This window comes from Serratia sp. NFX21 (assembly GCF_048517035.1).
Taxonomy (GTDB): Bacteria; Pseudomonadota; Gammaproteobacteria; order Enterobacterales; family Enterobacteriaceae; genus Serratia; species Serratia quinivorans.
Map to the genome: position 1 here is coordinate 4475742 of NZ_CP183196.1, position 23966 is coordinate 4499707.

Here is a 23966-nt window from a genome sequence, read left to right on the forward strand (position 1 = left end):
AGGCAAACTAATTACCGACGTCTATGACGTCTTATATTCTTTAATATCATTGGCAATGGTATCTATGGCATTTTTCACATCGGCTACTTTTAACTGCGACTTTTCATTATTCAGATTCTCTCCGGACGCCTTCCTCACCACTTTGATTACCGGCTGGTTGGTTGAAGCGTCGATAAATTCACCTTCCATATAAACGGCGCTTTCCATGGTGCGGTGGCCGGTTACGCTTTGCGTTGCGGCAACCAGCAGCGTAATCGGCAGTACCTCATACACCTGTAGCCCCTTCTTCTGCGTGTCGATCGCCGTGATAGCCCCACGGAAAATCAGCGTGTTTTCACGCGGAACATCCTCCAGGGTAAAATGCGACCCCATAGCTTGCTTGAACTGCCTGTTGGTGTAACTGAGAATATTATCAAGCGCCTGCTGGCTCACCATCTCGCTAGGCTTTGGCCGTGGGAAATAGATCATCGGCTGGTAAACCAGATATTTATACTTGGAAAAATCAACGTTCTTATCCTTCCAATATAATACGTCCTTACCGGAGGCCGATTGGCTCTTGGTAATATCATTATAATCAGGCAGAAACGTCGAGAATTTCTCTTTTTCAGTGACCGATGATGAGCAAGCGGTCAATGTTAACGCCACGGGTAAAATTATCGCGCAGGTTTTTTTCATTATAATCTTCCATGTCAATTTTAATGCATAGCAAATAATTGACCAAAAGAATACCCGCCGGTCAGTGATAAGTCATATGACAATAACGGCAAAAATGTATATCATTTTTGATATACAAACTCAGAATGGCTCACCGCGTGAAAGCAAAAGACTTCAGGATCGACGAACTCAGGATTGTTCGCACCATCGCCGAAACCGCCAGCGTCAGCAAGGCGGCACAGCTGCTGGATATGCCGCAATCCAATGTGTCGCGCACCCTGACGGCGCTGGAACGGCGACTTGGCCTGGAGATATTTCTACGCAGCCCACGAACGCTGTCTTTGACCGAGTTTGGTGAACAGTTTTTACGCCGCGCCGCTCAGCTATTGGATGAGCATAACGACCTGCTCGATATGTCCGGCACCTATAAACAAAGCCTGAACGGCATGGTGACGCTTGGTGCACCGATCGGCATCCATTCATTCCTGACCCGTTATCTACTGCCGCCGTTGCTGCGCGAGTCACCCGAACTGATCGTCGACCTGGTGACCCGCAATCCGGATGAACGTGAGAAAAAATATGGCGCGGTTTTCGACAGTGACAGCGATCTGCTGATCAGTTTCTTCCAACCACAGAATGAAAGCCTGATCGCCCGACCACTGACCCGCTTCCGGGTGGGGCTGTTTGCATCGCCGGATTATATCGCCAACTCTCCGCTCGTGGAGCCGACTGAATTGACGCAGCATCGCTGTATCACCCTGCGGGTATTGGGCGGCAGCCGTAATACCTGGAGCTGTTACAACTCGCTGGGGCAGTTGGTCGATGTAGCGGTCAACGGCACCAGCATCTGCGACAATATTCTGCCGGCGATTGAGTTAGCCAAGCAGGGGCTGGGCATTGTTTATGCCCCTTACTACTCGGTGGCCTCGGCGCTGGAGTCCGGTTCACTGCTGCCCTGCATTGAGCGCGAACGCTGCATCGATATGCAGGCGTATCTTATTTACCGCCAACGTGGCGTGTTACCCCACCGGGTGCAGGTGATGATGGACAGCATCATGAATACCATTAAGCTGCACGAACATCGATTGGTCTAACCACCAGCATCCATTAACGCATACGGCTACCACTCCCGGCATATTATTTAAATAAACCCAGAGTCCAATTTCGGACTCTGGGCACAACCTTATGAAATAAAATAAAAACCTTCAATTTTAATATATTCTGAAACATTCATAACCACACTGAATTTAAATTAATGCGTAATATCGCCATGAGACAAATATAAGGAGTAGATAATGAAAAAAAGAATAAAAATGCTGATCGCCGGCATGTGTTTATTTTCCGCCGGTTCTGTTTTTGCCGCCGAAGGCTTGCAAAGCGCCAGTCGTCTGGCCGGTGTATTGGATCTGAGCCAAACACAGCGTCAGGAAATACATGTTATTCGCGATAAGGCGCAACTGCAGCTCGACAGCATCAAAACGGATAAGGTCGACAACGGCGCCATTCTGAAAGTGCTTGGCTCCTCTCAGTGGGACGAGCCAACGGTAAAAAAACGCATTGCTGAAATGGGCATTTATCAACAACAGGCGGAATATATCCGTTACCGCTACTTGTTTGACGTAATGCAAACCCTGACGCCAGAGCAGAAAACCAAACTGCAAAAAATGATCAAGTAACCCCATTCCCAGCTATACCCACTGCCAGTTATTCCCCCGGCAGTGGGTTACGCCCAGGATAAAGAACGTTTAACTCCCCGAATTAAGCAGCCTCCCCTATACTCAGCCGGTACAACACGCATAGACTACAAGCTAACGCGCTGATTAACGGGGAATCAAGGTGACAGACAAGCCGCATGCAGCCGGGAGTGCTCCAGGCAACGACCACTTCAACGATGCGCTGCAAAAAATCATTCCGCATAAGCCAAGCGACATCATTGCTCGTCTGATGGCGGAGCTGAAACCCGAGGCCGTCGAAGTGACCGCCAGACGCTCACGCCAGTTCAGCGGTAAAAACCCTCAGGTATTCCTGCTATTGCAGGGTGCGGTCAACCTGCATCGTCAGTCGGACGATTTGCTGATGACCACCATCTACGCCCCCCATATCATTGGCCTGGCGGAGCTGCTGCACCCGGTGGGACAAACCTATCTGCATCTGGAAAAAGACTGTGAGATCCATGTGGTGGCAGGCAGCAAGGTGCTGCAAAAGCTCGACCAGCACCCCATGTTATGGGCCGACGTTTCTCGCATTTTGGCTTATCAACTGCATTTCGCCAGCCTGCGTGACCTGCACTTGCTGAATAACCATGCTTATGACGCCATCCGCGGTAAGCTATTGGAATTGATCAATGCACCAGAAAGCACAAGGCTCGACTATTCGGCATTGAGGTATATTCAGGAACGCACCACACTGGCGCGCAGCACCATATTAAAATGTTTGAGTGACTTGAAGACCGGCGGTTATATCGCCATGGAGAAAGGCCACCTGACTCAGGTGTTTAATTTGCCTCAGCGTTATTAAAAAAGGCCGCTGGGGATGCCAGCGGCAACGGACACTACTGATATTGTCTTTCTTGCTTTCTTATTGCTTACACACAGTGGCAATAATAGAGTAATAAAATCCTATGCCCATCATTATCCAGTCCGAATTCGGACTCTTTCCGCTGTGATTATTCCGTAAAATACACCGCAATCAGTCTCTTTCTGTATTTAATCAGCCGCCAGACCGCATTGCGATACCCTCTGGCCAACGGGATAATCATGAACAAAAACGCATTATGCTTAACCGGCAGCTTACTGCTGTGCGGCGGTCTGCTGCTTACCGGTTGTAAAGATAAAAACCCTAAGGCCACGCAGCTTCCGCCGCATCCGGTCGGTGTAGTCACCTTGCGCTCTCAGCCACTGGCAATAAAAACAGAACTGCCGGGTCGCACCAATGCTTACCGCACGGCGGAAGTCCGGCCCCAGGTCAGCGGTATTATCCTCAAGCGCCAGTTTGTCGAAGGCAGTGACGTGCAGGCTGGCCAATCGCTGTATCAGATCGACCCGGCCAGCTATCAGGCCGCCTGCGACAGCGCGCTGGGCGATCTGAAAAAGGCCCAGGCCAGCAGCGAAATAGCGCATCTGACCGTAAAGCGTGAGCAACCGCTGCGGGCCAAAAACTACGTCAGCCCGCAGGAGTTCGACACCAGCGTGGCCCAGGCCAGGCAGGCCGATGCCGACGTCATTGCTGCCCGCGCAGCGCTGGAAAGCGCACGCATCAACCTGCAGTACACCAAGGTTATTGCGCCAATCTCCGGGCGCATCGGCAAATCCAGCGTCACCGAAGGTGCGCTGGTGACCTCCAGCCAGAACAGCGCGCTGGCGACGGTGCAACAATTGGACCCGATGTATGTCGATGTCACCCAGTCCAGCGACGATTTCCTCAAGCTTAAACAGGCTATCGCCTCCGGTACCATTACCCACAACGGCGGCAAAGTGCCGGTCAACCTGATCCTGAATAACGGCCAGCGTTATCAGCCGACTGGCACCCTGGAATTCTCCGACGTCACCGTTGACCAAAGCACCGGTTCCATTACCCTGCGCGCCATCATCCCTAATCCGCAGCATAGCCTGCTGCCCGGCATGTATGTCCGCGCCGAGATTGACCAGGGGCAGCAGAAAAACGCGCTATTGGTGCCGCAGCAAGGTATCACTCGCAACCCGCGCGGCGAAGCCACTGCGCTGATTGTCGACGCCCACAACCAGGCGCAGTTGCGCCAGGTGAACGCCAGTCAGGCGATTGGCGACAAATGGTTGGTGACGTCGGGGTTACGTGCTGGCGACAGAGTGATCGTCAGCGGCCTGATGCGCCTGAAGCCGGGCATGCAGGTACGGGCAACGGAAGAGACGCCGGACACCGCTCAGGCCTTGTCTGACGTCTATCACGGTTAAGGGGCGCCAAGGCATGTCTAATTTCTTTATCAACCGCCCGATATTTGCCTGGGTCATCGCCATCATCGTCATGATGGCCGGTGCCCTGTCCATCATGAAGCTGCCGATCGCGCAGTATCCGACCATCGCGCCGCCGGCGGTCAGTATCAGCGCCACCTATCCGGGGGCCGACGCCAAGACGGTGCAGGATACGGTCACCCAGGTGATTGAGCAGAATATGAATGGCCTGGACGGCCTGATGTACATGTCGTCCAACAGTGACGCCGCCGGTAACGCCACGGTCACCCTGACCTTTGCCACCGGTACCGATCCGGACATTGCTCAGGTACAGGTGCAAAACAAGCTGCAACTGGCGATGCCGCTGCTGCCGCAGACCGTGCAGGATCAGGGGATTAACGTGCAGAAGGCCTCCAGCAGTTTCCTGATGGTGGCCGCCTTCACTTCCGACAGCAGTGCCATGACGCAGGCCGATCTGGCGGACTATGCGGTCGCCAATATCAAAGACCCGATCAGCCGTACCAGCGGCGTCGGTCAGGTACAGTTATTCGGCGCGCAATACGCTATGCGCATCTGGCTGGATCCCAACAAGCTGGATAATTACCAACTGACCAGCGAAGACGTGGTGCGTGCCATCAAGGCGCAGAACAACCAGATTGCCGGTGGCCAGCTCGGCGCCCTGCCGGCGGTACCGGGGCAGCAGCTCAACGCATCGATCATTGCCCAAACCCGCCTTAGTTCGCCGCAGCAGTTCGGCAATATCCTGCTGCGCGTCAATCAGGATGGTTCTCAGGTGCATCTGCGTGACGTTGCTCGCATTGCGCTGGGCAGCGAAAACTACACCACCAGCGCCGAATACAACGGCAAACCGGCTGCCGGGCTGGGGATTAAATTAGCCACCGGCGCCAACGCGCTGGATACCGCCAACGCGGTGAAGGCTGAAATTGGTCGTCTGGAACCTTATTTCCCGGCCGGGATGCACGTGGTATATCCGTATGACACCACGCCGTTCGTTAAAATCTCGATCGGTGAAGTGGTGAAAACGCTGATCGAAGCCATCATCCTGGTGTTCCTGGTGATGTATCTGTTCCTGCAAAATCTCCGTGCCACGCTGATCCCGACCATTGCGGTGCCGGTGGTGTTGCTGGGGACCTTTGCCATTCTGGCGGCCTTTGGCTTCTCGATAAACACCCTGACGATGTTCGGCATGGTGCTGGCGATAGGCCTGTTGGTGGATGATGCCATCGTGGTGGTAGAGAACGTCGAGCGGGTCATGACGGAGGAAGGGTTACCGCCCAAAGAGGCCACACGCAAATCGATGGCGCAAATCCAGGGCGCACTGGTAGGCATCGCCATGGTGCTGTCGGCGGTATTTATTCCCATGGCGTTCTTCGGTGGCTCAACCGGCGCCATCTATCGCCAGTTTTCAGTCACCATCGTTTCCGCCATGGTGCTGTCGGTACTGGTGGCGATGATCCTGACTCCGGCACTGTGCGTCACGCTGTTGAAACCCGGTGTGCATGCGCCCAAAACCGGCTTCTTCGCCTGGTTTAACCGCCTGTTCGACCGCAGCACCCAACATTATCAGGGCAGCATCGGCAATATCCTCAACCATACCGGTCGTATGCTGCTGATCTACCTGCTGATTATGATTGGTATGGCGCTGCTGTTCATCCGCTTGCCCACCGCCTTCCTGCCCGACGAGGATCAGGGAGTATTCATGAACATGATCCAACTGCCGGCCGGCGCCACCCAGCAACGCACCGAGGCCGTATTGGGCCAGGTAACCCACTACTACCTGAACAAGGAGAAGGCTAACGTCAATTCGGTCTTCACCGTTGCCGGGTTCGGCTTTAACGGCAACGGCCAGAATAACGGGTTGGCGTTTGTCAGCCTGAAGGACTGGAGCCAACGTCCGGGGGAGAAAAACAAGGTTGAGGCGATCATCAAGCGCGCCAATATGGCCTTTGCCCACACGATCAAACAAGGTATCGCCTTTGCCTTTAACCTGCCGGCGATTACCGATCTCGGCACCGCTACCGGCTTTGACTTCGAGCTGATCGACAACGGCGGTCTCGGCCATGCCGCATTAACCAAGGCACGTAACCAGCTGCTGTTTATGGCCGGTAAATACCCCAACGTGGCGACCAAGATCCGCCCAAATGGCCTGGAGGACACACCGCAGTTCAAGGTCGATGTCGATCAGGCCAAGGCCGAGGCGCTGGGGGTTTCGGTTGACGACATCAACCAGACGCTGTCTACCGCCTGGGGCGGCACCTACGTTAATGACTTTATCGATCGCGGTCGGGTGAAAAAGGTCTATGTGCAGGCCGATGCGCCGTACCGCATGCTGCCGGACGATCTCAACCAATGGTACGTGAAGGGTAACCGCGGCCAGATGGTACCGTTCTCCGCCTTTGCCAGCGCGCACTGGGAATACGGCTCACCACGCCTGGAGCGTTACAACGGTCTGCCTTCGATGGAAATTCTGGGTGAACCGGCCCCGGGGCGCAGTTCAGGCCAGGCGATGATGCTGATGGAAAAACTGGCGGCCAAACTGCCGAAGGGCATCGGCTATGACTGGACCGGCATGTCTTATCAGGAACGACTTTCCGGCAACCAGGCTCCCGCGCTGTACGCCATCTCGCTGGTGGTGGTGTTCCTGTGCCTGGCGGCGCTGTATGAAAGCTGGTCCATCCCGTTTGCCGTAATGCTGGTGGTGCCGCTCGGCGTGGTCGGTGCACTGTTGGGGGCCACCTTACGCGGCCTCAATAACGACGTTTACTTCCAGGTCGGCCTGCTGACCACCATTGGCCTGTCAGCCAAAAACGCCATTCTTATCGTCGAATTCGCCAAGGATCTGATGGAGAAAGAGGGCAAACCGCTGATTGCCGCCACCCTTGAAGCCACCCGCATGCGCCTGCGTCCGATTCTGATGACCTCGCTGGCCTTTATCCTTGGCGTGCTGCCGCTGGTTCTCAGCAGCGGTGCCGGTTCCGGCGCGCAGAACGCAGTCGGCACCGGCGTCATGTTCGGCATGATCAGCGCCACCCTGCTGGCGATATTCCTGGTCCCGGTATTCTTCGTTGTCGTCCAACGTCGCTTCGGCCGTAAATAACCCGATTAACCCTGGCGGGCCGCTTTGGCCCGCACTTTTTTAAAAGGCCTCATGATGATTAAAAAACAGAAATTAACCTGGATCCTGCTGAGCGCGGGTTGCTTAAGCCATCCCGCCTGGGCGCAAAGCCCGTGGACACTGGGTGCGTCGGTGTTGGTCAGCCCCAGCCCTTATCAGGGGGAACAGGACCGGGTAATGCCACTGCCGGTGATCGGTTATGACAGTGACCGTTTCTTCGTGCAGGGGCTTAGCGCCGGAGCCTATCTGTGGAAGGACCAGCAGAATCAGCTCAGCCTGAACGCCTACTATTCTCCATTGCATTTCAAGGCCTCCGACAGCGACAACGACGCCATGAAGCAGTTGAACAACCGCCACGCCACCATGATGGGCGGTATCGGCTATCGCCACCAGGCCAGTTGGGGCACCCTCCGCACCGAGCTGGCGACCGATATGCTGAACAACAGCAACGGCTTTACCGGCGACGTCGCCTATCTGTACCCGATCGAACGCGGTGATTGGCAATTTCGGCCCGGCGTTGGCGTCACCTACAGCAACGGCAAAACCAATGATTACTACTATGGCGTTTCTTCCGATGAGTCGGCGCGCAGCGGACTCTCTGCTTATAAGGCCGGTTCGTCCTGGTCGCCCTATCTGGAACTGTCAGCCAGCTACCAGCTCACCCCGCAATGGACGACCTTTATCACCGGGCGCTATACCCACCTGGCAAACAGCATCACCGACAGCCCGATGGTGGATAAAAGCGGCAGCGGCATGCTATGGACCGGCGTGACCTACCGCTTCTGACAGTGCGGTCCGATTCCGGACCCGGTTTAAATATCGCCCAATGAGTGAACATGGGATTCTGGGGCATCCGAGAAACTGAGCGGGGAATGGCGTTAAACGCCGCAGCCAGGTCGGCGCTTCCCCCTGAATGGCTCAAGAGATCCTCGGCTCAACAAGAGGAGCATCGCATGTTCAACATGAAAAAATCACCCTGGGTTCTGATGGCGCTGCTGGCGCTGAGTGGTTGCGACCGAGCGCAAGACCGCCCTGCACCGCCGTCTTCGTCATCTGCCACCGCGCCGGTACCACTGGTGCAAAATGGCGGCCTACCACAGAGTACCGCAAGCACTCAGCAGTTGTACTCACTGCTCGGTCCGATCGCCCTGTTCCCGGATAATTTGCTCGCGCAGGTCCTGGCAGCCAGCACCACGCCCGATCAGGTTACCGCCGCCAATGCCTGGCTGCTGCAAAACAAAAGCCTGACCGGCAGCGCACTGACGCAGGCAGTTAACGCGCAGCCCTGGGCGCCGGCGGTAAAAGCCATGGTGACCTTCCCCGACGTGCTGCAGCAAATGGCACAGAATCCGGGTTGGACTCAGGCTCTGGGCAGCGCTTATAGCCAGGATCCGAGCGACGTGATGAACGCCGTTCAGCTACTGCGTCAACGCGCCAGCAACAGTGGTGCGTTGAAAAGCAACGCACAACAGCAAGTTATCGTTACCGCTAATAACGCGGCAAGCACGCCTGCGACTGCGGTCAATAAAACCGTGGCTGCACCGACCCAAACCATCGTCATCAAACCGGCTCAGCCAAGCGTGGTATATGTGCCCAGCTACGGCACCGCCGTTTATGGCAATCCGCCAGTGGCCTACTATCCGGGCTATGCGCCACCACCGGCTTACAGCACCAGTGACATGGTGGCTACCGGGTTGATCAGCTTTACCGCCGGGGTCATGGTCGGGTCGATGTTCGATAATAACTGGGGTGTGCACTGGGGCGGCAGCCCGGTAGTGGTATATAACAACCGGACCTTTATCAGCAATAACGATTGGCATCACAACGGATATGGGCCACGCGCGCCCTTCAGCGAACCGCACTTCGCACCGGCGCGCAGCAACTTTACCCCACGGCATGCCACGCCGCTGGATCATCAAGGTCTCCGTTCACCGACCTTCGACCCGCATCGCAATGCCGAGCGTTACGCAGGCCCAGTGCGTACCACGACACGCCAGCCGGAACGTCATGTCGAGCATGCCCTGCCCCAGCGCAGCAGCGGATTGCAATCCGAACGTCATCTGGCCCCCGGACCGGTGCGCTTGTCCTCCGTGCATCAGCCCCAGTTCCAACGTGAGCGGGATGTGCGTCCCTTCGGCGATGGCGCATCCCACCCGGCATTTTCCAGCGCGCTGAACCGCTCGTGGGGGGATGGGCATCTCTTCGGCGAGAATAATCATCGCCGCCGGCTGTAATCGCACTCAGACAACAGTCCACAGCAGATGTCGGGCTTTTCACAATGTCCGCGTATACACTCGCGAAGCCTCACCCCAGGGGTGATAGCCCAGCCCATTGAAGGCAAACCCCTGTTTCTCGTAGTAGCCTTCCAGATCGGTGCACAAATGCAACTGCGGGAAGCCGAACTTGCGCGTCTCCTCCGCCACATGATTAATCAGTTGTGAGCCATAACCGCGCCCGCGGTGCTGCGGCTCCACATACAGCGCACACAGCCAGGGATAAAGTTCACCACGGCTAATAAAGTCATTGGTGATCAGCCCAGCACAGCCCAGAATTTGTTCGTTATCCATTAACAAATACCACTGCGGCAACGGATTGACCGCGCCAATGCATCGGGTGATGGCATCCTCATACATCATCAGGGTCTCTTCCGTGGCCCAATGTTGTTGGAAGTAGCGAATCGCCTGAGATTTAAACTCGGGTAACTGACGCACCGAAATCATCTTCATATCCGTTCCTGAGGTTAGTTTTCATGCTTTTTCCGGTCGACGATTATGCGACAGCCTACACGGGTTATCACTACCTTTATTATGGGAATCAGTTGGATGTGCGGATAATATGGTAGCACTGCCCGAATATCCGGCAGCGGTTTACCCCAACAGGAGTCGTTATGACACAGAATATTTATGACAATCAGGCGTTTTTCGACGGTTATGCCCAGCTCAGCCGCTCGGTACACGGGCTGGATGGTGCACCGGAATGGCAAAGCATCCGTAGCATCCTGCCGGACTTGCAGGGTAAAAAAGTGGTCGATCTTGGCTGTGGTTATGGCTGGTTCTGCCGCAGCGCACGTGAACAGGGCGCCGCCAGCGCTTTGGGCTTAGATCTGTCGGAGAAAATGCTCGATAAGGCACGGACGATGACCGAGGATAGCGGTATTGAATACCGCCAACAGGATCTGGAACAGCTTCAACTGCCATCGCAGTCTTTTGATCTGGCTTACAGCTCACTAACGCTGCACTACATCAAAGATCTGGCCCGGCTGTTCGCCACGGTTTATCAGGCGCTGGTGCCGGGTGGGCAGTTTATTTTCACCGCCGAACACCCGATTTACACCGCCCCAAAACAGCAGGGCTGGCTGATGGACGAAAACGGGCAAAAATCCTGGCCGGTCAACGGTTATCAGCAGGAAGGTCAACGCATTTCAAACTGGTTGGCGGAAGGAGTGATCAAGCAGCATCGCATGCTCGGCAGTTACCTTAATCTGCTGGTGCAGCAAGGTTTTGTCGTGAGTTATCTCAATGAATGGGGCCCTTCGGCACAGCAAATCGCAGAAAACCCCGCGCTGGACGAAGAGAAAGAACGCCCGATGATTTTTATTCTGGCCGCCCATAAACCCGCGTAGTTATCCCCTGCCACAGTAAATCCTTAACATATCCAATATTGGGGAGGCTGCCTCCCCCAAAGTCACCTATGGCCCAGCCTTCAGGCACGGATATCCTGATATTCCGGCGTGGTGTCAAACTCATGTTTGGCGAACGGGCACAGCGGAATAATTTTACGGTTTTCCGCCCGCATTTTCGCCACCACCAGCGCCACCAGTTTTTTACCGACGCCCTGACCTTTCAATACCTCATCCACCCAGGTGTGATCGATAATGGTTAATTTGTCTCCGCTCGGTACAAAGGATATCTCGGCGATCATTTTTCCCTGCCGATCGTTTATATAAAAACGTTTCTCGTCTGCCAGAATTTCAAGATCCATAAATTTATCCCATTTTAAAAGTGCATAACTGTGGGTGAACGCTAGAACAACGCTGATATTAGTCTACTATTTAATCAGTAACACAACATAATTTTGACAGTGGCTGAGGAGTTCAAAATGGGTGAAGGCTCAAAAGACGGCGTTATTCTGCTATCCCGAATCTTATTGATGATCCTGTTTATCATTTTTGGTTGGATGAAATTGATCGGTTTTGGTGCAACCGTTAGCGCAATGGAAGGTTATGGCACGCCAATGCCCTATTTGGCGGCGATTATCGCCGTGGTGGTTGAGTTCTTTTTTGGCATCGCGCTTATTCTCGGATTATTTACCCGGCCTATTGCGGTTATTTTTGCCGTCTATGTCCTGGGCACCGCTTTTATCGGTCACCCGTTCTGGAAAATGACCGGCATGGAAATGATGGGCAACGAAATAAACTTCTTTAAAAATATCAGCATTATCGGCGGGCTGCTGTTGCTGGCGGTCACCGGTGCCGGGCGTTATTCGCTGGACCATAAATTCTTTAATAAATAGCCTATTCCAGCCGGCGGCAACGCTGCCGGCTGCTGCTGTTCCACAATCCCCTAACGGCTGCGCTTGGCGTGGCGCTCGAAATTATCCGCCCTGGCCTGCGCCGATTTGCGCAGCGTGACATAGCAGGCACCTTCACCGCCGTCACGCGGCAGCGCCCGGCAAAAAGCCTGCACCTGTTCAAACGGTGCCAGCCATTTGGCGAGATAGCTGCGAATGATATTGGCATGGCTCTCTTCTTCCCGACCACGGCCGTGGACAATCAGCAGCGAACGCAGGTTTTGCTTTTCTGCCTGCAAAATAAAGCGAAACAGCGCCTGCCGCGCAGCCTCCACCGATTGTTTCAGCAGGTTCAGGCTGGCCTGCGGCGGATAGCGGCCATGGCTCAGTTTGTCCAGTACCCCCTGCTGAATGCCCTCGCCTTTGTATTCCAGCGGGACTTCGCAAGGGATCAGTTCGAGAAAGCCGGTACTGAGAAAGTTTTCCTGCCGCAGTGCCTGCGCCTCACGCCGCGCACTTTTATCCATCGTCTCCTGCGGTTTAAGGTACAGGGTCTCGGGGGCGCTGGATAACGGGATGACATCCGCCATCGCCTGTTCAAAAAAGTCTTTGTCCTGGTTGCTCATCTTTCTGCCACTCTCAGACTTGGCCTTTAATGCCGGGGATGAACCTGATTGTAAGACGGCTTGCCGCGGTTGCAAGCCGGGAATTTTCCGCAATTGTCGTCAACGGGTGAGGTTCTGTGCAGTTTTCGTTATACTGCTAAACCATTATTGAGTGCCGCAAAGGATCGATCCCATGAAAATGCGCGAGCTGGAAACCCAGTTTCAAAATGCCATGAGCGAGTTGCAGGCCAGCTTCGAAAAGCAGCACCGTGAATGGCAGCACAGCTATCAGGCACTGCAGCAGTTGCTGGAAGAGGCTAAACAGCGTGAAGTCGCATTGCGTATGCAAAATGAGCAGCTGGTGCGCAAGCTGAGCACCGCCAGTTCAGTGCCGGAGCAGCACGCGTTAGTGAAGCAAATCAAAATGCTGGGCGCCCATCTGGACGCGCTGGCCAAGGATGCAGCCACCTTCAACCACCACCTGCGTCATCAACAGCGGGCAGCCGACAATTTCAGCGGCGAACAGCGTTGACACCGGGCGCTGTCACGCAGCGCCTCCTGCCAAATACTGGCGCAATGAGAGTGTAATAAATCATAAATGACCTGGATCATCATCGCTGCCCTGATCGTTGTATTTATTATTGGTTACCGCATTCTGACTTCCGATACTCGCAAAGCCATCGACTCTCTGGCCCACCTGCTGAAAGTAAAACCGATGCTGATTGAATCCATGATTCAGGAGATGGGCAGCCGCAATAGCCAGACGTTTATCCGCGTGCTGAACAACGGTTACACCGAAGAGATGCACCAGGCGGCCTATTTGCTGTTTATCTATCTGACCTTTATCAAACAGGCGGATGACCACCAGATAGCTCTGTGGCGGGAAACGCTGATACGCGCCGGGCTGTCGCCGGAGCTGCATGCCGAACACACCGAGGCCGCGCTGTTTTACTTTGCCGATCTGGATATCGACGCTTTCGAACTGGCGCAGTTTCGCCGCGCTTACAATGAGCGTTTTAATCAGGAAGCGATTGCGAATTGGTAAAATTGTGTCCCCCGCTGGCGGGGGAGGCATTACTGGAACATGCTGTAGATATAGCGCGAAAGCGCATCACGCGAGCTGAAACCGTGGGGAATGCCGTAACGCGCACTCGGGGCATCGCTGCTTAAATCCAGGGGAAACTCAAGGTACTGATTGCTGATGCGCACCGGCGAGGTCGGCGTGGCAAAATGCACGCTTTTCTCTTTCAGCGCCGGGTGGATCACCAACGCGGTTCTGCCCATCCGCGCCTCACGATTCACATAAACGTAGTGCTCACCCTTGCGGTAACCATAAGACTGGTCGGTGACATAATCACGCTCAAAGCCAGTATTCTCCAACACTCTAGCCACTTCATCCGGCCGTAAATACATCGATTTCTCCTCTCGTTCTGGACCGCTGAGCGACCTTACCGTAATCATGAGATGAAACAATAAATTTTTCGGTATGGATGTGGGTTTAGGAATAATCCTTAACTATAGATTTTTCCGGTTTTGCAGCAGCAAGCGCAGCGTCAACAGCACGCCCAGAAACACTATCAGCGCCGCCGCCAGATAGATTGATGGCACGCCCATGCGGCTCATCAGCAAACCGGCCAACGGCCCGGTGATCCCCAGCGCCAGATCGAGAAACGCCGAGTAGGTGCCCAGCGCGGTACCCTGATTCTGCTGCGGCACCTGTTTCACCGCCTCCACGCCCAGCGCCGGGAACACCAGCGAGAAAGCGGCACCGGCCAACAAAGCCCCGGCCTGCACCATCAGCGGATCGCCGGCCTGCCAAATCATCAACAACCCGATAATCTCGATCAGGAACGACACCAGCGTAACTTTCAAGCCGCCGTGGCGATTAATCGTCTGGCTAAATATCAGGCGGATACCGACAAAGGCAACGCTGAACAGCGTCAGTGAGAACGCGGCCCCGCTCCAGCCCTTATCAGCATAGTAGAGGGTAATGAAAGTGGCGATCACGCCAAAACCCACGGTCCCCATCGCCAGCCCCAGGCCGTAAGCCCAGATGCGGCCAAACACGGCGCTAAAGGCAATACGCTGACCGGCGGCGATCGTCACATTGGGCTTACCGCTCGCCAGCCACAACGAAATCGCGACCGCCAGCACGATCAGCGCCGCCACCCCGGCCAATCCCCAATGCTGGTTGAGATAAACGCCCAGTGGCGCTCCGGCCGCCATGGCACCGTATGTCGCTACCCCATTCCACGAGATCACCCGGGCGGTATGCAGCGGCCCCACCAGACCAATGCCCCACAGCGTGGAACCGGTGCTGGCAAAGCTTTCGCCGACGCCAAGAAACACCCGGCCGACGCATAGCAGGATTAAACTCAGCAACGGCAGGCCGCTGAACCAAAAAGCCGCAGCGTAAAACAGGCCGCTTGCACCGCAGCAGGCCAGGCCGAACAGCACCACCTTTTTCGGGCCGAGCTGATCGGCATAGCGTCCAGCATGCGGGCGGCTAAACAAGGTAGCGAAATACTGGGCGCTGATAATCAAACCGGCCAGTACCGAGTTATAGCCCAGATCGTTATGCACAAACCCAGGCAGCACCGCCAACGGCAGACCGATGGTCAGGTAACAAACGAAGGTGAACATCACGACCGACAAAATACGTTTATTCAGTTGGAGATGGTTTTCTTTGGAACTGATTGCGGTCATCGAAGGTGGCTCGCATCGAACGGGGTAAGCAACAGTGCTCAGCATACCCCGATGGGATCCGATGATAAATGTGAGAGTTATAACGAATTATTATTTAACTACGCGTTTGTTGCCTGCGCCATTCGCTCGGATTAACACTATAAATACGCAAAAATTCACGGTTAAAGTTCGACTTGGTGGTAAAACCTGCCGCCTGCATGATATCGGTCACCGGATCATCACTGGCAAGCAGCCATTGCGCCGCCTGGTGGACACGCAGCTGATTCACATATTGCGACACATTCATGCCCGCATGCCGATTGATGGCTTGTGACACCCGACGCGCCGGCAAGCCCACTTTGCGCGCCAATCGGGCCAGGTTCAGCTCAGGCTCCAGATAAAGATCATCCTGCCGCAGCCGCTGTTGTACCCGGTCAAACCACTCGGCCAGTTGCTCTTCGTCCTCGGTGGCCTCCGGCGTCGGCTCCGGCAGCGGCTCCACCGGGTTGTCCAGGGGACGGCTACGGGACAGCACCAGATAAAGGCTCAAGGCCACCAGCACGTTAACGAGGGTCGCCAGCACAGCAGCGTGCCGGCCATCGAACAGTGAGAAATCGAGTGCAATCACCAGTTCGGCCAACGCTATGGCTATCAACAGCATGCCCAGACCGCGCCACAACCGGTAACTGAGCCAACTTTCCGCCAGCGCCACCTGCTGTAAGCCATTCTCACCGCGCCGCAACGCGTACAGCAGTGCCAGGCCGTAACCCAGATAAACGCTAACAATCAAGGTATCCAGCCAAAAAGGCGCGACCAGACTGGCTAACAGCGTCAGGCCCAGCGGCGTCAGGTGCCCAAGCTCACGCCAGCGAAGCCGACCCTGGGTACTGACCAGAAAGGCCAGATAGGTCAACGCAGGGATCGCCACCGCGCCGAACGGTTGCAACCGGTTGAGTTGCGTCACGCCATAGCCGTAGCGGACACCCACCAGCAGACTTTGCCAGGCGCATAACAGCAGCAATAGCTGGAAAACCCAAAGCTGCGCCCGCGGTCGTCCCAAGCGGTACAACAGCCCCAGGCACAGCAAACCAAACAGAAAAGTAAGCGGAATAAGTGGCATTATCGGCATCTTGTTGTGTTCACACAGAACCGGCAGTGTACTGTCAAAACAATCATTTAACGACCCGGATCGCGATCGAGGTCGCCGGATAGCGCCGCCAATGCCACCCTCGCAAGGTCAACATCTTGAGGAGTGAAAATGAACAGAGCGTTGTTGTTGTTGTGGATACTGCTGTGCGGCGTTGCCAGCGCTACCCCTTATCAGGTCGCCACCCACGATCAAGTCTTCCAGGCCGGTTCACGTTCGTTGAACAGCCGAATTTACTACCCCACTACCGAGACCGCTCAACAAAGGGCCATCGGGGCGAATCCGGTCTTTACCGGTATCAACAGCCAACCGGATGCCGTTGTGGCCAGTGGACGTTTCCCGCTGATCGTTATCAGCCATGGCAGCGGCGGTAATAACAGCAGTCAGGGCTGGCTGGCGGCGGCATTAGTCCAACAGGGAGTGATCGTGGTGGCGGCCAATCACCCCGGCAGCACCACCGGCAACTCTGTCCCGGCACTCTCCGCCGCATTGTGGTTACAGACCGAAGATATTTCCGCCTTGATCAGCGCCATCACCGCCGATCCCCAGTGGGATAAAGTCATTAATCGCCAGATGATTGGCGTTATCGGCCACTCCAAGGGCGGTTACAGTGCCATTGCCGCCATCGGCGGACGAGTCCGGCTGGCCGATTTCATCAGCGGCTGCCGACAGGCCCCACAGTCACCCAACTGCCAGTTTTATACCCAGGCCAAGGTTGATTTGGCTGCGCTTTCCGCCCGGCAATTTGATGCGGATTATACCGACCCGCGCATCCGCTTTGCCGTTGCCCTCGATCCCGGCATGGTGCCTTATCTGTTGCCTGCCAGCCTGCGTCGGCTCAATGCCCCTTTATTGGTCATCGAACCTCAACATTTCGAACCAGATAACCGGATACCCGGCCTTGGCGGTGCCGCGCTGGCCAAAGACGCAGGGCAACAACCGATTGATGCACTACGGCTGTCGAACGGTAACCATTTCGATTTTATTCCGCTTTGTCAGCCGAATGGCCGTCAAATTCTGGCCGCAGAGGAGAAAGACGCAGCGGTGTTATGCGCTTCCTCCAATACGCAGCGTGAATGGGTACACCAGAAGACAGTGGCAGCCATAATGACGTTTATTCGCCCGTGGCTACCCGCGCCCGCAGAAAATCAATAAACGCCCGCACCTTTTCCGGTACGTGACGCGTGTTTGGATACAGTGCATAAATGCTTTGTATCGGGAATTGATGGTCTGCCAGCAGCGGGCACAGCTTGCCTTCGGCAATGGCGGGTCGCACCAGCCATTCTGGCAGCAATGCCACCCCGGCACCGTGCAGGGCAAACGCCAGCAGTGCGGCGGCGCTGTCCCCCATCAGTGTGGCGGCGTCTTCAACCTTGAACAGCACCGCCTGCCGTTCTGGGGTAATCACCTGCCAGTTTAAGGGTGAACTTAGTCGGCTGTGGGCAATCCACTGCGCCTGCGCCAGTTGCGCCAGCGAGCCAACAGGATGACGGGCCAAATACGCCGGTGAGGCGACCGGCAGGATGGCAAAGCTGTCGAGCCGCGCTGCGTGATGACTGGAGTCCGCCAGTTGCCCCAGCCGGATCGCCACGTCGAAGCGCTCCGAAATCAAATCGGCATGATAAGAAGAAGAAACGTGCTGAATGCGCAAGCGCGGATGCAACTGGGAAAATGCCGCCAGCGCCGGTACCACCACCTGTGCGCCGTACTCCGGCGTGGTGGTGATACGCAATACCCCGCTCAGGCCGTGGTGATCGCGGCGCACGTCATCCAGCACATTCTCCGCGTCTTGCAGTAGCCGCAGACAGCGTTGATAAAAGCGTTCACCGGCATCGGTCAACGCCAACCGCCGGGTGCTGCGCACCAGCAACGAGACGCCCAACTCACTTTCCAACTGTTTGACATTGAAACTGACCACCGCCTTGGTTTGCCCCAAAGCCACCGCTGCGGCGGTGAAGCTGCCCGCATCCACCACCGCCACAAAGATCGCCAAACGCTGCAGGTTAAGCATAGTGTTGTCCGTTATTGTCAAAATTATTTTGACAGTGTAATCGTTCGTAGCCGATTTATCCGCAGTTTCCCACCCGCTACACTGCGGGCCTTCAACCGGAGGCCTCATGCCCTATCGCATCAAAGTCGCAATCGTCTATCTGCTCGGATTTTTTGTCGATCTGATCAACATGTTTATCGCCAATGTCGCTTATCCGTCGATCGGCCATGCGCTGCAGGCTTCGGTCGGTGAACTGGCCTGGGTCGGTAACGGTTATATTCTCGGCCTGACGCTGGTGATCCCGCTCAGCGCCTGGCTGGCACAGCGCATCGGCGGACGACGGGTGTTTTTGTTGTCGCTGACGCTGTTTATGCTGGCGACAACCGCGGCGGGCTACGCCAGCTCCATTGGCGAGTTGATTGGTTGGCGGGTACTGCAAGGTATGGGCGGCGGTTTGCTGATCCCTATCGGCCAAACGCTGACCTATCAACTGTATCGCAGCCACGAACGCGCCGGGCTTTCCGCCGCCATTATGCTGGTCGGCCTGCTGGCACCGGCGCTGTCACCGGCGCTGGGCGGGTTGATTGTCGACAGTCTTGACTGGCGTTGGGTGTTCTTCGCCAACCTACCGCTGGCCGCGCTGGCGTTGCTGCTGGCCGCGCTGTGGTTACGCCCGCAGGCGGCCGATCCGCAGCGCAGGCCGCTCGATCTCAATGGGTTGCTCAGCGCCTGCGCTGCGCTGACGCTAATCCTGCTGGGTCTGACCCGGCTGGGTGAAGCCGATGGCCTGACGCAGGGCATGGTGTTATTGGCTGCCGGGGCACTGATGCTGGCCTATTACCTGCGACGCAGCCTGCGCATTGCCCAACCGCTGCTGAATTTGCGGCTGATGCAGGATCCGTTGCTGCGCACTTCAATGATGATTTATCAATGCATTCCCGGCCTGTTTATCGGCGTCAGCCTGGTCGCCATGCTATATCTGCAAAATCAATTGGGCATGCACGCCGCACAGGTCGGCAGCCTGATGCTGCCCTGGTCGCTGGCCTCGTTTTTGGCCATCACGCTGACCGGCAAGAAGTTTAACCACCTTGGCCCACGACCGCTGTTTATCGCCGGTTGCCTGCTGCAGGGGTTGGGCATTCTGGCGCTGTCGCAAATTACCCATGCCGGGGATCATGGGTTGCAGCTGGCGGCCTTCGCCCTGATGGGCTTTGGCGGCAGCCTGTGCAGCAGCACCGCGCAAAGCAGCGCTTTCCTGCAGATTGCCGATGAGCAACTGGCGGATGCCAGCGCACTGTGGAATATCAATCGACAGCTCAGTTTTTGCCTGGGGGTCGCCCTGCTCAGCCTGCTGCTGAATCTGCTGCTTGAACATTTTTCCCCCGCCGTCGCTTACCAAAGCTGTTTTTACCTGGCCGCCGCCAGCACGCTGATCCCACTGCTGCTGTGTCTGCGCATCGCTAACCGCGCCATCGTGCGCCATCTCAATACTCAACAGGAAAACTGATGAACCGCTATTTTACCGAAGTGATCGACGCTCATGTCGCCATTGAAAACTGGCTGGAGAAAGGTGCAGGGGAAGAACAGGCCTTATTGGCACGTTTTGACCCGGCATTCAGCATGATCGCGCTAAACGGCAGTCGGCTGGATTTCGCCGCACTGAGCGCCTTTTTCCACGCGCATCGCGCCGCTAAACCGGGGCTGGAAATCACTATAGAAGAGATGACGTTGGTGGCCGAATGGCCGACCGGTGCGGTGGTCAGCTACCGTGAAAAGCAAATGTTGCCGGGACAGGCGGCAACGCTACGCAACTCCACCGTGGTGTTCGAACAGACCCAAACCGGGCTGGGTTGGCGGCACCTGCATGAAACCACGCTGGCGCAGTAATCAGAGAAAACCGTCGGCCAGGAACAGCTCCCAGGCGACAATTAACCCACACAGGGTGACGGCGCTGAAAATCACTTCGAATAAATAACGATTGATCATCATGAGCTAGCCCTCAAAAGAAAACACCCGGTAAAACCGGGTGTTTAAATACTGTCTGGATGCTGCGGTACCCGCAGACTTCACTTATTTAGCGGCTGGAGCTGCTTTTTTGGTGGCTTTGTGGTGTTTTTTAGCAGCCTGGGCTTTTTGAGCTGCAGCTGGCTTGGTCGCTTTGTGGTGCTTTTTAGCGGCCTGGGCTTTCTGTGCTGGAGCGGCTTTGGTCGCTTTGTGGTGCTTTTTGGCGGCCTGGGCTTTCTGTGCTGGGGCTTTCTTGGTCGCTCTGTGGTGCTTTTTAGCGGCCTGAGCTTTCTGAGCTGGGGCTTTCTTGTGCGCTTTCTTATGGTGAGTGGCTTTAGCTGGTGCCTTGGTAGCAGCAGCGGCTGGTGCAGCGGTAGTGGTTGCAGCTGGAGCCGCAGCCGCTGGAGCTACTGCATCGGCAGCGAAGGCAACAGAAGACAGACCCATGGTAGCAGCAACGATCAGGGCTAATACTTTTTTCATCTTTAATTCCTCAGAGTGTTTTTTCAGTAAGCCCCGTTGGGCCGTTGAAGCAGATACTAGAGGAATCGATGAGCCGCTTCCGTGAGTGATTGGTTTCGCCGAGTAACCAAATGTACAGCGACAGTATGACCATCGGACAGGCCGTTTTTTTCCGTGATCGCCAACACATTTTAAATAATGGTCTACACTTAAAAGACATGTGTCGAAACGGAGAATCGAATGTTTAAGAGATCAGAAAAAGTAGAACGCGACATCGATCAAGACGTCACCCTGCTGGCGGATACGCTGGATGAGGTGCTACGCGAATCCGGTGACAAGACCAAGGAGGAACTGAAAGAGCTGCACAGCAAGGCAAAAGGCGTTTTACGCGATGCCCGTGCGCGCTTCAATGGCTCCAGCAATTTGACACAGCACGCCCGCGATGTCGTCGGACAAGCCGACAGCTACGTGCGCGACAAACCTTGGCAGGGCGTTGGGATCGGGGCCGCTGTCGGCATCGTCCTTGGCGTACTGCTGGCCCGGCGTTAACACCCCTTGCAGTCATAAAGATAAAACAGATGTGCGTCTGGCCCACGGGAAACCGTGGGCCGTTTAATTTCTGCCTTTGAACAACTCAGCCAATCTGGCCACCGCACGCTCCGTCTCGGTCTGCTGAGTAAAGTTGGCAAACCCCATCAGCAAACCAGTACCTGTAGGCTCTGTGATTCGCCAGTCCGAGAGCGCCTGCACCGACAGACCGCACTGCCAGGCGTCCTGCGCCAAGCGCCGATCCTCTCTATCCTGTTTAAAACGAGCCAATAGCTGAATGCCGCCGTCCTGCGACGCCACCGTCAAATACTCCGCCAACTGTTGTTCCAGCGCTTGCGCCAGCCACGCTCTGCGCTGGCGGTAGATTGGCCGCATCCGTTTCAAATGGCGATAGAAATGCCCCTGTTCTATAAAGTCCGCCACGCTGGCCTGTAACAACGGCGGGCAACCGCAGCCGCGCAGCCGACTGCTGCGCCCAAAGGCTTCCACCTGCCCTGCCGGTACCACTAAATACGCCATGCGCAATGCCGGGAACAGCGTTTTGCTGAAGGTTCCGGCGTAAAGCACCCGCCCCTGACGATCGAGACTTTTCAGCGGTGGCAACGGCCTGCCGTGGTAACGAACCTCACTGTCGTAGTCATCTTCAATCACCCATGCCGCCTGCTGTTGCGCCCACTCCAGCAATGCCATGCGCCGCGCCAGGCTAAGCGAAACCCCCAATGGACTTTGGTGAGTCGGCGTCAGCACCGCCATCCGTGCCTGAGGCGCCCTGGCCATACCGCTGGCAATGTTCATGCCCTGTTCATCAACCGGCACCGCCACCGGCCGCATGCCGGCGGCTTGAAACAGCGGCAGCGTCACCGGATAGCCCGGATCCTCCAGCCATACCTGATCGTCCGGCTTGAGCAGGGTACCGATCACCAGATCCAGCAGCGCCTGATACCCTGCGCAGATAAACACCTGTTCCGGTCGGCAACTGATGCCGCGCGAAAGCTGTAAATAATTGACGATCGCCGCACGTAGCTCAGGCAATCCCTGAGTTGAAGGATGGGCCAGAGCAGCCAGTGGGCTGGTGCGCAACTGGCGGCCGACAATCCGCTGCCACAGTGCGCGAGGAAAGGCATCCAACGCCGGTAGCCCCAGTTGAAACGGCTGTGTGGCGCCGTTCGGATGCAGCGCATTCGCCGTCACCGTTGGCAAAGGCTCCACCGCCAGCGCCGCACGCACCGGCAGGTTTTGCAACTGCGGGGAAACATAGGTTCCCGCCTGCCCCCGACTTTGCAGAAAACCTTCGGCAATCAGCTGAGCGTAGGCACTTTCTACCGTCGCGCGCGCTACTCCCAGATCGCTCGCCAGTCCACGAACCGAAGGCAGCCGACTGCCCGCCTGCAGAGTTCCCTGCGCAATGGCATCTTTAATTCGCAGATAAATCTGCCGGTACAGCGGGTCGGCAAGCCGACTGTCCAGCGTTAGGGAGGAAAGAAACGGACGCATCACGTCTTAATGCTACAAATCAAGGCTAAATAGTCCCCTCTCCCTTGGGAGAGGGTTAGGGTGAGGGGAAGCACACTGATGCAAAAGCCCCTCACCCCGGCCCTCTCCCAAAGGAGAGGGAGATGCTCACTCAAGCAACGTCGCACACACATATGCCCAATACTGCTGGTCTGATTGATACAGTGCATTATGGCCCGGTTAAATAATCATTTTATGGCCCTATAGTATAGTCCATATCACCGCTAAAGTAGCGTCATGTTCCTGTTATTCGCACACCGAGGTTGACCATGATTAAGCAACGTTTGAACTATTCCGCACTCTCCCCCGCACCGTACAAAAGCATGGTGAGCGCCCTGATGGCACTGGAGAAAGGCGCGCTGGACAAAACGACAATTGAACTGATGTTCATGCGTGTTTCGCAGATCAACGGCTGTGCCTTCTGCCTGGATATGCACGGCAAAACGCTACGCGAAAGCGGCGTCAATAACGCCAAACTGGACCAGTTGGCAGGCTGGCGCGTCAGCCATGAATTCAGTGAGCGCGAGCGTGCAGCACTGGAATGGGCAGAGTCCGTCACGCTGATCGCCACGACTGGCGCACCGGACAGCGCGTTTGAAGCACTGCAGGCGCACTTCAGCGACGTGGAAATTGCCGATTTGACCTTCGCCATCAGCATCATGAATGCCTTTAACCGCCTGGCCATCAGCATGCGTCAGTGATAAAACCGCACTTCCCCTCTCGCGACGAGAGGGGTTTTCCGTCAATAACCCTCTGCAAAAAAAATTTACCCACCGCTGTTCCAGCC

General features: G+C 56.0%; 26 protein-coding genes. 16 read left to right on the forward strand and 10 right to left on the reverse strand.

Going from position 1 to position 23966, the window contains the following annotated elements; all coding sequences use genetic code 11:
* Positions 1-21: 21 nt before the first annotated feature.
* Positions 22-675 (reverse strand): DUF3313 domain-containing protein, encoded by a 654-nt coding sequence (locus ACNT1W_RS20915; protein WP_135345003.1) that lies wholly within the window; start codon positions 673-675, stop codon positions 22-24.
* A gap of 137 nt (positions 676-812) precedes the next feature.
* Here ACNT1W_RS20915 and ACNT1W_RS20920 point away from each other — a divergent pair, with 137 nt between their 5' ends.
* The 7 genes from ACNT1W_RS20920 to ACNT1W_RS20950 all read left to right on the forward strand — a co-directional run bounded on the left by ACNT1W_RS20920 (position 813) and on the right by ACNT1W_RS20950 (position 9950).
* Complete coding sequence (locus ACNT1W_RS20920; protein WP_026142501.1) at positions 813-1748, forward strand: LysR family transcriptional regulator; 936 nt, start codon at positions 813-815, stop codon at positions 1746-1748.
* Positions 1749-1949: 201 nt separating this feature from the next.
* Positions 1950-2330, forward strand: a complete 381-nt coding sequence (locus tag ACNT1W_RS20925; protein ID WP_012146403.1) for a Spy/CpxP family protein refolding chaperone — start codon at positions 1950-1952, stop codon at positions 2328-2330.
* A 160-nt stretch (positions 2331-2490) separates the two neighbouring features.
* Positions 2491-3171, forward strand: a complete 681-nt coding sequence (locus ACNT1W_RS20930) for a helix-turn-helix domain-containing protein (protein ID WP_012146404.1) — start codon at positions 2491-2493, stop codon at positions 3169-3171.
* A 239-nt stretch (positions 3172-3410) separates the two neighbouring features.
* On the forward strand, positions 3411-4583 hold the full coding sequence (locus tag ACNT1W_RS20935) for an efflux RND transporter periplasmic adaptor subunit (RefSeq protein WP_135345001.1): 1173 nt from the start codon (positions 3411-3413) through the stop codon (positions 4581-4583).
* A 13-nt stretch (positions 4584-4596) separates the two neighbouring features.
* The gene (locus tag ACNT1W_RS20940) at positions 4597-7698 is read left to right on the forward strand and encodes an efflux RND transporter permease subunit (RefSeq protein ID WP_419246098.1); all 3102 of its coding nucleotides are present in this window, start codon (positions 4597-4599) and stop codon (positions 7696-7698) included.
* 51 nt (positions 7699-7749) lie between these two features.
* Positions 7750-8502 carry a MipA/OmpV family protein gene (locus ACNT1W_RS20945; RefSeq protein ID WP_115184925.1) on the forward strand — a complete coding sequence of 251 codons (753 nt, stop codon included), beginning with the start codon at positions 7750-7752 and terminating at the stop codon, positions 8500-8502.
* 167 nt (positions 8503-8669) lie between these two features.
* Positions 8670-9950, forward strand: a complete 1281-nt coding sequence (locus ACNT1W_RS20950) for a DUF3300 domain-containing protein (protein WP_419246099.1) — start codon at positions 8670-8672, stop codon at positions 9948-9950.
* 39 nt (positions 9951-9989) lie between these two features.
* Here ACNT1W_RS20950 and ACNT1W_RS20955 read toward each other — a convergent pair whose 3' ends face one another.
* Positions 9990-10442 carry a GNAT family N-acetyltransferase gene (locus ACNT1W_RS20955; protein ID WP_115183963.1) on the reverse strand — a complete coding sequence of 151 codons (453 nt, stop codon included), beginning with the start codon at positions 10440-10442 and terminating at the stop codon, positions 9990-9992.
* Between the two features lie 161 nt (positions 10443-10603).
* Here ACNT1W_RS20955 and ACNT1W_RS20960 point away from each other — a divergent pair, with 161 nt between their 5' ends.
* Positions 10604-11338 carry a class I SAM-dependent methyltransferase gene (locus tag ACNT1W_RS20960; RefSeq protein ID WP_419246100.1) on the forward strand — a complete coding sequence of 245 codons (735 nt, stop codon included), beginning with the start codon at positions 10604-10606 and terminating at the stop codon, positions 11336-11338.
* Positions 11339-11418: 80 nt separating this feature from the next.
* On the opposite strand, the gene ACNT1W_RS20965 is transcribed toward ACNT1W_RS20960, so the two are convergent.
* Entirely contained in the window at positions 11419-11697 is a 279-nt protein-coding gene (locus tag ACNT1W_RS20965; protein ID WP_012146411.1) for a GNAT family N-acetyltransferase, read from the reverse strand.
* A 117-nt stretch (positions 11698-11814) separates the two neighbouring features.
* Between ACNT1W_RS20965 and ACNT1W_RS20970 the strand changes: the two genes are divergently transcribed.
* Positions 11815-12228 carry a DoxX family protein gene (locus ACNT1W_RS20970; RefSeq protein WP_012146412.1) on the forward strand — a complete coding sequence of 138 codons (414 nt, stop codon included), beginning with the start codon at positions 11815-11817 and terminating at the stop codon, positions 12226-12228.
* A 50-nt stretch (positions 12229-12278) separates the two neighbouring features.
* Here ACNT1W_RS20970 and smrA read toward each other — a convergent pair whose 3' ends face one another.
* Positions 12279-12851 carry a DNA endonuclease SmrA gene (smrA, locus tag ACNT1W_RS20975; protein ID WP_419246101.1) on the reverse strand — a complete coding sequence of 191 codons (573 nt, stop codon included), beginning with the start codon at positions 12849-12851 and terminating at the stop codon, positions 12279-12281.
* Between the two features lie 172 nt (positions 12852-13023).
* Between smrA and ACNT1W_RS20980 the strand changes: the two genes are divergently transcribed.
* Together ACNT1W_RS20980 and ACNT1W_RS20985 are read left to right on the forward strand one after the other, a co-directional pair.
* The gene (locus ACNT1W_RS20980; RefSeq protein ID WP_012146414.1) at positions 13024-13362 is read left to right on the forward strand and encodes an MbeD/MobD family mobilization/exclusion protein; all 339 of its coding nucleotides are present in this window, start codon (positions 13024-13026) and stop codon (positions 13360-13362) included.
* A 66-nt stretch (positions 13363-13428) separates the two neighbouring features.
* On the forward strand, positions 13429-13875 hold the full coding sequence (locus ACNT1W_RS20985; RefSeq protein WP_012146415.1) for a DUF1198 family protein: 447 nt from the start codon (positions 13429-13431) through the stop codon (positions 13873-13875).
* Between the two features lie 29 nt (positions 13876-13904).
* On the opposite strand, the gene ACNT1W_RS20990 is transcribed toward ACNT1W_RS20985, so the two are convergent.
* The 3 genes from ACNT1W_RS20990 to ACNT1W_RS21000 all read right to left on the reverse strand — a co-directional run bounded on the left by ACNT1W_RS20990 (position 13905) and on the right by ACNT1W_RS21000 (position 16644).
* Positions 13905-14243 (reverse strand): DUF2002 family protein, encoded by a 339-nt coding sequence (locus ACNT1W_RS20990; RefSeq protein ID WP_012146416.1) that lies wholly within the window; start codon positions 14241-14243, stop codon positions 13905-13907.
* A 102-nt stretch (positions 14244-14345) separates the two neighbouring features.
* Positions 14346-15536, reverse strand: coding sequence for an MFS transporter (locus ACNT1W_RS20995; RefSeq protein WP_419246102.1), 1191 nt, complete (start codon positions 15534-15536; stop codon positions 14346-14348).
* 94 nt (positions 15537-15630) lie between these two features.
* Entirely contained in the window at positions 15631-16644 is a 1014-nt protein-coding gene (locus tag ACNT1W_RS21000; protein ID WP_419246103.1) for a helix-turn-helix domain-containing protein, read from the reverse strand.
* Positions 16645-16773: 129 nt separating this feature from the next.
* Between ACNT1W_RS21000 and ACNT1W_RS21005 the strand changes: the two genes are divergently transcribed.
* Complete coding sequence (locus tag ACNT1W_RS21005) at positions 16774-17817, forward strand: alpha/beta hydrolase family protein (protein ID WP_419246104.1); 1044 nt, start codon at positions 16774-16776, stop codon at positions 17815-17817.
* Here the strand turns inward: ACNT1W_RS21005 and ACNT1W_RS21010 are convergent.
* Positions 17777-18673 carry a LysR family transcriptional regulator gene (locus ACNT1W_RS21010; protein ID WP_261422465.1) on the reverse strand — a complete coding sequence of 299 codons (897 nt, stop codon included), beginning with the start codon at positions 18671-18673 and terminating at the stop codon, positions 17777-17779. The two genes, ACNT1W_RS21005 and ACNT1W_RS21010, sit on opposite strands and share 41 nt — an antisense overlap.
* Positions 18674-18779: 106 nt before the next feature.
* Here ACNT1W_RS21010 and ACNT1W_RS21015 point away from each other — a divergent pair, with 106 nt between their 5' ends.
* Both ACNT1W_RS21015 and ACNT1W_RS21020 read left to right on the forward strand, forming a co-directional pair.
* The gene (locus ACNT1W_RS21015) at positions 18780-20159 is read left to right on the forward strand and encodes an MFS transporter (protein WP_419246105.1); all 1380 of its coding nucleotides are present in this window, start codon (positions 18780-18782) and stop codon (positions 20157-20159) included.
* Complete coding sequence (locus ACNT1W_RS21020; protein ID WP_017893759.1) at positions 20159-20539, forward strand: hypothetical protein; 381 nt, start codon at positions 20159-20161, stop codon at positions 20537-20539. The genes ACNT1W_RS21015 and ACNT1W_RS21020 overlap by 1 nt, the downstream gene beginning before the upstream one ends.
* A 183-nt stretch (positions 20540-20722) precedes the next feature.
* Here ACNT1W_RS21020 and asr read toward each other — a convergent pair whose 3' ends face one another.
* On the reverse strand, positions 20723-21139 hold the full coding sequence (gene asr, locus ACNT1W_RS21025; RefSeq protein ID WP_419246106.1) for an acid resistance repetitive basic protein Asr: 417 nt from the start codon (positions 21137-21139) through the stop codon (positions 20723-20725).
* A gap of 219 nt (positions 21140-21358) precedes the next feature.
* On the opposite strand from asr, the gene ACNT1W_RS21030 reads away from it, so the two are divergent.
* On the forward strand, positions 21359-21667 hold the full coding sequence (locus ACNT1W_RS21030) for a DUF883 family protein (RefSeq protein ID WP_012146424.1): 309 nt from the start codon (positions 21359-21361) through the stop codon (positions 21665-21667).
* Positions 21668-21730: 63 nt separating this feature from the next.
* Here ACNT1W_RS21030 and ACNT1W_RS21035 read toward each other — a convergent pair whose 3' ends face one another.
* The gene (locus ACNT1W_RS21035; protein WP_419246107.1) at positions 21731-23164 is read right to left on the reverse strand and encodes a PLP-dependent aminotransferase family protein; all 1434 of its coding nucleotides are present in this window, start codon (positions 23162-23164) and stop codon (positions 21731-21733) included.
* 284 nt (positions 23165-23448) lie between these two features.
* Here ACNT1W_RS21035 and ACNT1W_RS21040 point away from each other — a divergent pair, with 284 nt between their 5' ends.
* Positions 23449-23880: a carboxymuconolactone decarboxylase family protein gene (locus ACNT1W_RS21040; RefSeq protein ID WP_261131297.1), complete on the forward strand. Its 432-nt coding sequence runs from the start codon at positions 23449-23451 to the stop codon at positions 23878-23880.
* Positions 23881-23966 lie beyond the last annotated feature (86 nt).

Excerpts from the sequence above, each read along its gene's own strand:
- ACNT1W_RS20960 (WP_419246100.1), top strand. The coding sequence starts at position 10,604 with ATGACACAGAATATTTATGACAATCAGGCGTTTTTCGACGGTTATGCC.
- ACNT1W_RS21020 (WP_017893759.1), top strand. The coding sequence starts at position 20,159 with ATGAACCGCTATTTTACCGAAGTGATCGACGCTCATGTCGCCATTGAA.
- ACNT1W_RS20950 (WP_419246099.1), top strand. The coding sequence starts at position 8,670 with ATGTTCAACATGAAAAAATCACCCTGGGTTCTGATGGCGCTGCTGGCG.
- ACNT1W_RS20955 (WP_115183963.1), bottom strand. The coding sequence starts at position 10,442 with ATGAAGATGATTTCGGTGCGTCAGTTACCCGAGTTTAAATCTCAGGCG.
- ACNT1W_RS20915 (WP_135345003.1), bottom strand. The coding sequence starts at position 675 with ATGAAAAAAACCTGCGCGATAATTTTACCCGTGGCGTTAACATTGACC.
- ACNT1W_RS21040 (WP_261131297.1), top strand. The coding sequence starts at position 23,449 with ATGATTAAGCAACGTTTGAACTATTCCGCACTCTCCCCCGCACCGTAC.
- ACNT1W_RS20945 (WP_115184925.1), top strand. The coding sequence starts at position 7,750 with ATGATGATTAAAAAACAGAAATTAACCTGGATCCTGCTGAGCGCGGGT.
- ACNT1W_RS21005 (WP_419246104.1), top strand. The coding sequence starts at position 16,774 with ATGAACAGAGCGTTGTTGTTGTTGTGGATACTGCTGTGCGGCGTTGCC.
- ACNT1W_RS20970 (WP_012146412.1), top strand. The coding sequence starts at position 11,815 with ATGGGTGAAGGCTCAAAAGACGGCGTTATTCTGCTATCCCGAATCTTA.
- ACNT1W_RS20985 (WP_012146415.1), top strand. The coding sequence starts at position 13,429 with ATGACCTGGATCATCATCGCTGCCCTGATCGTTGTATTTATTATTGGT.
- ACNT1W_RS20940 (WP_419246098.1), top strand. The coding sequence starts at position 4,597 with ATGTCTAATTTCTTTATCAACCGCCCGATATTTGCCTGGGTCATCGCC.
- ACNT1W_RS20925 (WP_012146403.1), top strand. The coding sequence starts at position 1,950 with ATGAAAAAAAGAATAAAAATGCTGATCGCCGGCATGTGTTTATTTTCC.
- ACNT1W_RS21000 (WP_419246103.1), bottom strand. The coding sequence starts at position 16,644 with ATGCCGATAATGCCACTTATTCCGCTTACTTTTCTGTTTGGTTTGCTG.
- ACNT1W_RS21010 (WP_261422465.1), bottom strand. The coding sequence starts at position 18,673 with ATGCTTAACCTGCAGCGTTTGGCGATCTTTGTGGCGGTGGTGGATGCG.
- ACNT1W_RS20990 (WP_012146416.1), bottom strand. The coding sequence starts at position 14,243 with ATGTATTTACGGCCGGATGAAGTGGCTAGAGTGTTGGAGAATACTGGC.
- smrA (WP_419246101.1), bottom strand. The coding sequence starts at position 12,851 with ATGAGCAACCAGGACAAAGACTTTTTTGAACAGGCGATGGCGGATGTC.
- ACNT1W_RS20980 (WP_012146414.1), top strand. The coding sequence starts at position 13,024 with ATGAAAATGCGCGAGCTGGAAACCCAGTTTCAAAATGCCATGAGCGAG.
- ACNT1W_RS21015 (WP_419246105.1), top strand. The coding sequence starts at position 18,780 with ATGCCCTATCGCATCAAAGTCGCAATCGTCTATCTGCTCGGATTTTTT.
- ACNT1W_RS20935 (WP_135345001.1), top strand. The coding sequence starts at position 3,411 with ATGAACAAAAACGCATTATGCTTAACCGGCAGCTTACTGCTGTGCGGC.
- asr (WP_419246106.1), bottom strand. The coding sequence starts at position 21,139 with ATGAAAAAAGTATTAGCCCTGATCGTTGCTGCTACCATGGGTCTGTCT.
- ACNT1W_RS21030 (WP_012146424.1), top strand. The coding sequence starts at position 21,359 with ATGTTTAAGAGATCAGAAAAAGTAGAACGCGACATCGATCAAGACGTC.
- ACNT1W_RS20965 (WP_012146411.1), bottom strand. The coding sequence starts at position 11,697 with ATGGATCTTGAAATTCTGGCAGACGAGAAACGTTTTTATATAAACGAT.
- ACNT1W_RS20995 (WP_419246102.1), bottom strand. The coding sequence starts at position 15,536 with ATGACCGCAATCAGTTCCAAAGAAAACCATCTCCAACTGAATAAACGT.